At 30.8% G+C, this 2,435-nt stretch carries 2 protein-coding genes; both read right to left on the minus strand.

The genetic code is table 11. The features are described from left to right. On the minus strand, positions 1-249 hold a 249-nt coding region (locus tag CN514_RS11390), incomplete at its 3' end, for a hypothetical protein (protein WP_141529355.1). Positions 250-946: 697 nt separating this feature from the next. Continuing rightward, on the minus strand, positions 947-2,323 hold the full coding sequence (gene fumC / locus CN514_RS11395; RefSeq protein ID WP_098232679.1) for a class II fumarate hydratase: 1,377 nt from the start codon (positions 2,321-2,323) through the stop codon (positions 947-949). Positions 2,324-2,435 lie beyond the last annotated feature (112 nt).

Raw genomic sequence — 2,435 nt, forward strand, 5'->3', positions numbered from 1 at the left:
AGAAATTTCTTTTCGATTCGTACCATTTGAAAATGTTAGTGAAACTTTTTCACCACTTTTTTTCGTTTTTAAACTAATCTCAATCGTTTGACCATAAGTAGCCTTTTTTGTGTTTAAGTTCACTTGATCTATATAATTTGAGAACTCATTATTGTTAAAATTAAACTTAAATGTAGTTGCATTGGCTTTCGGTATGAGGATAAGGATTAATAACATTCCCAAAAGTATCCAAATAATCTTATTAGACATAGGCTCTCTCCTTATTTATATTAAATTACTTAACTAATAGCTGGCCTTGAAGATTCCAAAACTAACTATTGTTAAGTATTAGTAACGTTACATTTAGCAATTTTTATTTTTCATATATCACACTCCAGAAAACTTATATATGTATCATAGTTTTTAAATGTTTCAGTTTTTGTCACAGGTTGTTTCAAAGTTGTAAACATTTGGCTTGTTGGCTTTAAACAAGTTAAATAAATTAAAAATAAAAAAGCCAAGAAAAAATTCTTGGCTTTTTTAGATCTATTCTTTTTTGGGGGGCATATGTAAGAAAGAAAACAGTATTAGTACTTTTCTTTTTTTACATGTTACTTACGATAAATGGTATAGTGATTACTGTTATTAACATTAAAATCCAATTGTGTTTTTTTAGTTTATCTTCAAATTTTTGCATTTCATCTGGTGGAATTGTTTTAATGGGCTTCAAATAATCCGCCTTCTTTCTTTTTAAATAATATTTAAGGATAAAGTGATTATAATCTATTGATGTGAACTTAATGTGAATTTATGATAATTTTTTTAAGATAGATCCTCTAAAATCGGTGAACAAATATTGAAAAGTTGATAGATGTTTAATTGATGGTATATGAAAATTGAAAAAAAATCCTGATGGTCTAAAGTGGCCATCAGGATTTTTTGATTCTATTTAGTATTCAAAATCTAACTAAATCATATTTTCTGGTCTTATCATTCGATCGAATTCGTCTTCTGATAAATAACCCGTTTTTAATGCAGCTTCTTTAAGTGTCAAATTTTCGTTAAATGCTAACTTGGCTATTGTTGCTGCTTTTTCATAACCAATATGAGGATTTAATGCGGTCACGAGCATAAGTGATCGATTTAGATTTTTTTCAATCACTTCTATATTTGCTTCTATGCCTTTTGCACAGTGATCGTCAAATGAACTGATTGCGTCTGAAAGTAATCGAACTGACTGCAGAAAATTATAAATAATAACTGGTTTGAACACATTTAATTCAAAGTTTCCCTGACTAGCAGCAAAGCTTATTGTCATATCGTTTCCCATAATTTGAGTGACAACCATAGTCAGTGCTTCAGATTGGGTTGGGTTTACTTTCCCTGGCATAATTGAACTTCCTGGTTCGTTTGATGGAATGGTTATTTCACCTATACCACTTCTTGGACCACTTGCCATCCAGCGGACATCATTCGCTATTTTCATTAAATCTGCCGCCAATGCTTTTAAAGCACCATGAGCATAAACGATTTCATCATGACTTGTTAATGCTTGGAATTTATTTTCTGCAGAAATAAAATGTAGTCCAGTTAACAAACTAATTTCTTCAGCCATCATCGTTCCAAAACTCGGATGCGCATTGATTCCTGTACCAACAGCTGTCCCACCAATAGCTAATTCAGCAATAAACTTTATACTATCTACTATCATTTCTTCATTTTTTTCAAGCATGCGATGCCAACCACTTATCTCTTGTCCTAGTGTTATAGGTGTTGCATCTTGCAAATGTGTTCGGCCAATTTTTATAATTTCTTTAAATTTATTCATCTTTTCGTTTAATGTCATTTTTAAATTTATTAAAGCTGGAAGCAATTGCTCATTTACGGCAAGAGCACTTGAAATATGCATTGCTGTTGGAAATGTATCATTCGAACTTTGAGACATATTGACATCATCATTTGGATGAATTCTTTTATTGTTTCCATTTTCTGCTAAGAACTCATTCCCACGATGAGCGATTACTTCATTAACATTCATATTTGTTTGTGTACCACTTCCTGTTTGCCAAACAACAAGTGGAAAGTGATTGTCAAGCTTACCTTTTAATATTTCATCTACGGCACCAATGATTGCATCTGCTTTTTCACTATCCAATTTTCCTAGTTTCTTATTTGTAATTGCAGCACTCTTTTTAATTAATGCCAAAGCATAAATTAATTGAATAGGCATTTTTTCAGTACCGATTTTAAAGTTCTCAAAACTTCGCTGCGTTTGAGCTCCCCAAAGTTTATTTACGGGTACTTTTATCTCACCAATTGAATCTTTTTCAATTCGATAATCCAATTTTTTGCCTCCTAGATTTTAATTACTAAATCATATGTAAATAGATGGAATCAAAGTAATCATTTTGACATTAGAATCAGTAAATTGAAATAATGTCCTCAATATTTAAAAT

The organism is Bacillus sp. AFS001701 (assembly GCF_002559405.1).
Taxonomy (GTDB): domain Bacteria; phylum Bacillota; class Bacilli; order Bacillales; family Bacillaceae_G; genus Gottfriedia.